The sequence below is a fragment of the Kitasatospora sp. NPDC058046 genome (assembly GCF_042885595.1).
Classification (GTDB): Bacteria; Actinomycetota; Actinomycetes; order Streptomycetales; family Streptomycetaceae; genus Kitasatospora.
Genome location: NZ_JBHVRS010000054.1, coordinates 8,574 through 11,482 on the forward strand (window position 1 = coordinate 8,574; position 2,909 = coordinate 11,482).

At 68.8% G+C, this 2,909-nt stretch carries 2 protein-coding genes; one reads left to right on the plus strand and one right to left on the minus strand.

Translation table 11 applies throughout. The features are described from left to right. The first annotated feature begins 266 nt into the window (after nucleotides 1-266). Nucleotides 267-1,604, plus strand: coding sequence for a hypothetical protein (locus tag ACFVU7_RS44740; protein ID WP_388052449.1), 1,338 nt, complete (start codon nucleotides 267-269; stop codon nucleotides 1,602-1,604). Here ACFVU7_RS44740 and ACFVU7_RS44745 read toward each other — a convergent pair. Then, complete coding sequence (locus ACFVU7_RS44745) at nucleotides 1,601-2,632, minus strand: NAD-dependent epimerase/dehydratase family protein (protein WP_388052452.1); 1,032 nt, start codon at nucleotides 2,630-2,632, stop codon at nucleotides 1,601-1,603. The genes ACFVU7_RS44740 and ACFVU7_RS44745 overlap by 4 nt on opposite strands. Nucleotides 2,633-2,909: the final 277 nt, after the last annotated feature.

Sequence of the window (2,909 nt, forward strand, 5' to 3'; positions counted from 1 at the left end):
GTTCGACGGCCACCATGTGCATCGCTCCCGTCAGCAGGAGCACCTGGACGCGCCCCGGTCGTGGATCGCTTGCGGTGATCAACCCTGGACCGGGACGGTGGACATAACCACTGGCAGAACAGGGACACTTGGTCCCCATTCGGGTGAGCCTAGGGACAAACCGAGGACAGTTCGAGGACACTTCTTCCCGGCCTGTGTGATCTCCGGGCTGGCGGTGGTAGGCAGAGAACGACGCGGTTCGCACGGGCTGCGACGAAGGGACCGTGATGAACCTGCTCGATGCCTTAATCACCCAGTTCGGCATGGACTTTCGCGCGTTCCAGTCCGAGTACCGGCGGACTGCCGCGCTGCTCCACGAAAAGACCGGCGACGCCGCCTTCAGGAACATCGTCCTGACGGAGAAGTCCGTCTCGCGGTGGCGCTCCGGGCACGTTGCCCGACCCCACCACCCGGCGCCCGCGATCCTGAAGCAGCTCTTCGGCAGACCGGTGGAAGAGCTCTTCGCGCCCTTCACCGGCGATCAGGCCCAGATGCTGCGGGCGCCATCTGCTCCTGTGCTCGATGAAAGTGAACTCTCCATGACTGCACGCGATGCCAGCACCCACGCCTCCGACGCGGCCGCTCAGTTGCTACCCGACCTCACGCTCGACCAGCTCGAAGACGATCTCGTGAGCTTGGTCCAGGACACCAGCACGAAGCCGCCGCACGTGGTCTTCGTGTCGGCGAAGGAGGTACTCGGCGTCGCGAAGGTGCTGCTGGACCGCACCCAGGTACCTTCGCAGTGCCAGCGCCTGTACCTCGTGGCCGGCCAGGCTTCCGCACTACTCTCCGCGTGCGCTTTCGACCTCGGCGCGATACCCCACGCGTTCGAACTGGCCCGGGCGGCTGCACTGTACGGCCAGGTTGCCGAGTACGGACCCCTCCAGGCCTACGCGCACGGGTACTTGGCGGTGCTGTACTACTGGACGGGCAAACCCGCCCAGGCGGTGCGCAAGATCGAGGAGGCAAGGTCGTTTCCCGGCGTGGGCGCCACGGGCAAAGCCCGGCTGGCGGCGATCGCGGCCCGCGCCTACGCGCACCGCGGCCTGATCGAGAACGCGCAGCTGGCCATCGAGGAGAGCCTGGCCGAGCGTGGTCCGGTCGAGGACGACCTCCATGGCATCGGAGGAGAGTTCGACTTCAGCCTTGAGCGGGTCGCCATGAGCAACAGTTCCACCCTGCTGATCCTTCACGACGGACCGGGAGCCGAGGCATCCGCCCGCCGGTCGCTGGAGCTGATCGCGGCCAACTCGACCAGTTCCAACCCGCTCGTTGTGGCTCCGCAGGCCCGAGCCGATCTGACCTCCGCCCTGCTGATGCGCGGCGACCTGGACGGCGCCGCCAACGCTCTCAGCCCGGTGCTCGGTCTTCCTCGGGAGTGGCGCGGGGCCGGACTCACGGCAAGGGTCAATACGATCCAGGCCGCGCTGGCGACGGCAGCCTTCCGTGACGCCCAAGTCGCCCAGGATCTCGCGGAGCGGATCGAGGACTTCACCATCCTTGCGCCCCCACAGGTCCTGGGAACCGGAACGGCGCGGCTTGCTCTCGGCAGGGGCAACGGCTAGCCGGCGCTCGCCAGGACGGCGCGCTCCTTGTCCGGATCGAGGCCATGCTTCTCCCAACGCCTGTGCGGCACTGGCTTGTTACCGCTTCTGAGCCACGCCCACGTGTCGGCCACGGTCTCCGTCAGAGGTCGGCTGACGAAGCCGGCCTCGACGGCCGAGGTCGCGTCGATCGCGGATGTGCCCGGGTGAGTCCACCACAGCGGCAGCTCGGTCCACTGGCGCAGCCCATGGCGGAGCAGGACGTCGTCCTGCACCCACACCAGGGTCCCGCTGCTCCCGGTCGTGTCCACGCACGCCTGGAGGAGTCCGCCCATCGTCTCCCGCCCGATCGGCGCGGCGAGGTTGTGGACCTGATGGCCCACGCGCAGGGCTTGATCGAGGGCGAACACCGCGACATCCCGCACGTCCACGGGCTGGACACTCCTCGACGGGTCTCCCGGCGCGAGAATCCGTCCGCCTCGCTCGGCCCGGTGCAGCCACCATGGCAGACGCCCGACGTACTCCCCAGGCCCAAGCAGCACGCCGGGTCGCAGAAGGCTCGTCCGGGCAAGGCCGAACGTGTCGGTCACCGCGCGTTCGGTTCCGGCCTTCCTTCGCCCGTAGACGGGGTTGATGCCCGACGTTGCCCCGGGGGGCTGCTCGAGTTCCTGGTCTACACGTACGAGGGCTTCCCATACCGCCGAGTCGGTGCTCAGGGGTTCGGTGGGCCAGCCCTCGTACACGGCCACCGTGGACACGTACACGTACCGGTTGGCGACCAGTTCCAAGGCGCGGGCACCTGCCAGTACGTCGCGAGAGCTGAGAGCCGAGGCGGACGTGTCGATCACGGCGTCCCAGGGGCCGTACTCGTCGGCCAGCCGGGCGAGGTCGTCGGGCCGCTCTCGGTCGCCGTGCACTGCGGTCGCTCCGGGCAAGGCGATTCCGGAGCGGCCTCGCGTGAACGTGGTCACGTCCCAGCCCCGTGTCACCGCGCCGGCCACGACGGCCGGTCCCAGGAACCAGCCGCCGCCCAGGACGAGAATCCTCATGCGGCTGATCCTGCCAGCCACCGGCTCCACCCGCAGCCCTGAGGACAGAAGCGCTCTGACCGTCTCCGGCAGAGTGCCACGGAGCCCGCCCCCTGCTGCCGGGGACGGGCTCTGTGGCTTGCTACTCGCCGCCGAGTGCGAGCCGCACGCGCTCGACCTCGTCTCGGGGGATCGACTGGGTCGGCACGTAGAGCAGTTGCGTGACCGTCCGGTGGGTGCCGGGGTAGGTCCGGCGCTGGTAGATCCGCAGTCGGGGGAAGACGACGGTCTGCTCGGG

Coding starts and splice junctions, on each gene's coding strand:
- ACFVU7_RS44740 (WP_388052449.1), top strand. CDS start 267: ATGAACCTGCTCGATGCCTTAATCACCCAGTTCGGCATGGACTTTCGC.
- ACFVU7_RS44745 (WP_388052452.1), bottom strand. CDS start 2,632: ATGAGGATTCTCGTCCTGGGCGGCGGCTGGTTCCTGGGACCGGCCGTC.